General features: G+C 50.8%; 2 protein-coding genes and 1 tRNA gene. 2 read left to right on the forward strand and 1 reads right to left on the reverse strand.

The features are described 5' to 3' along the window. Positions 1 to 430 precede the first annotated feature (430 nt). Together AC2VLY_RS13915 and AC2VLY_RS13920 are read left to right on the forward strand one after the other, a co-directional pair. Complete coding sequence (locus tag AC2VLY_RS13915; RefSeq protein WP_486891973.1) at positions 431 to 814, forward strand: helix-turn-helix domain-containing protein; 384 nt, start codon at positions 431 to 433, stop codon at positions 812 to 814. A 122-nt stretch (positions 815 to 936) separates the two neighbouring features. Next, entirely contained in the window at positions 937 to 1,689 is a 753-nt protein-coding gene (locus AC2VLY_RS13920) for a tyrosine-type recombinase/integrase (protein ID WP_486891974.1), read from the forward strand. Positions 1,690 to 1,715: 26 nt separating this feature from the next. On the opposite strand, the gene AC2VLY_RS13925 is transcribed toward AC2VLY_RS13920, so the two are convergent. Next, positions 1,716 to 1,792 (reverse strand) — tRNA-Pro (locus tag AC2VLY_RS13925). Positions 1,793 to 1,810: the final 18 nt, after the last annotated feature.

Genomic DNA, 1,810 nt, shown 5'->3' on the forward strand with positions numbered 1-1,810 from the left:
GGGAAGACATATCCCGCTTTTACCGGTCTCTGAACCTCAAAAAAGGCATTCTGCTGGAAGTGATGGAGGCAGACCGGGATGCCATCACCCGACTGCGCAGCCGGCTGGAAAAACTGGCGGAACTGGTCAATGGCGGTATGCCGGAGATTACCAGAGGGCTGTTCTGATATGAGCGTTCTTTCCGGAGCAACCAGGTATCCCAGCCGACGGTGGATACCAGCGGATCGAAAAAACATCGGCAGCACATCACAGGCTTCACTCCACCTGGAGATGCGTCGTATGCCGCACGAGACGCGGCCATTTTTCGTACTTTGGAGGATAGCCATATGGCTCAGACCTTTGACTTACAAACCGCTGCAGGATGCGTTGAATCCCCGGCTGGTAAAGCATTTTTGCAGTGGTCAGTCCACTTTGTTTTAAGGGACAAAGAATGGCTGCTCAGATAACGCCAAGAAAACGCACGCTGGATTTGCAGGAGGCGGCGGATTTTTTGAAGATCAGCAAGGAAGCCTTGCGGCGTAAGGTCTGCAAGGGATTGATACGGGGAGCCAAGCCGGGCAAGTGTTGGGCATTTCTGGAGGATGATCTTGTTGATTATTTCCAGTCGCTCTATCCTGAAAACCGGAAAGTGGCGTCCCTCCCGGAAAAAGCAGAGGTTCCTGAATGCTCTACAAACGCGGCAAAACGTGGTGGATTGACTTTACTGCGCCCAACGGCCAGCGAATACGAAGATCATCTGGCACGCAAATCAAAGCTCAGGCGCAGGAACTTCATGACACTCTCAAAACACAAGCATGGCGACAGGCTCAACTAGGCGAAAGACCACAATACACATGGGATGATGCAGGCCTTCGTTGGTTAAAAGAAAAAGAACACAAGGCCAGTTTTACGGATGATGTTCAGCGTCTTGTTTGGTTGCAACCCTATTTTCGAGGGATGTTGCTCAGTGAAATCAAAAAAACGTTTGTCATGCAGGTTGTCGATGAAAAGCGAAAAGAGTCCAGTCCGGCAACCGCCAATCGGTATCTGGCCCTTATTCGGGCCATTCTTCGTCAATGTGTTGAATGGGAGTGGCTGGATGCAGCACCGATGCTCAAGGCTTATCCTGAACCGAAGCGCCGGATAAGATGGCTGACACAGGAAGAAGCCCAGAGATTATTGCAGGAATTACCAGAACATTTGCGGGATATGGCTGAATTTTCATTGGCTACGGGATTGAGGCAGGCCAATGTCAAGGCACTGGAATGGAACCAGATAGACATGATCCGTGAAGTAGCCTGGATTCATCCGGACCAAGCCAAGGCGCGCAAAGCGATTGGTGTTAATCTGACGGCTACTGCCATGGCAGTATTGCACAGACGCATGAATCAACATCCGCAATATGTTTTCACGTATCAGGGGCACCCTGTCATTCAGGTTTCTGGAAAGGCGTGGTGGAATGCGCTGAAGCGTGCGGAAATTGAGAATTTCCGTTGGCATGATTTACGGCATACCTGGGCGAGCTGGCATGTTCAGGCGGGTACACCCTTATTCAAGCTCCAGGAAATGGGGGGATGGGAAAGTATGGACATGGTACTGAAATATGCGCATCTTGCGCCAGAGCATCTGGTTACCGAATCTCAGAACATCGAAAAGATGCTTTCCGGCATTGGTACATTTGCGTCACAAAGAGAAAAACAATGCTCGTGATATTACATGCAACTCTATGTTTTTATTGGTCGGGGCGAGAGGATTTGAACCTCCGACCACCTGAACCCCATTCAGGTGCGCTACCAGGCTGCGCTACGCCCCGCAAGAGCCGCTACTCTAA

This window comes from Acidithiobacillus sp. TH-A36 (genome assembly GCF_057473445.1).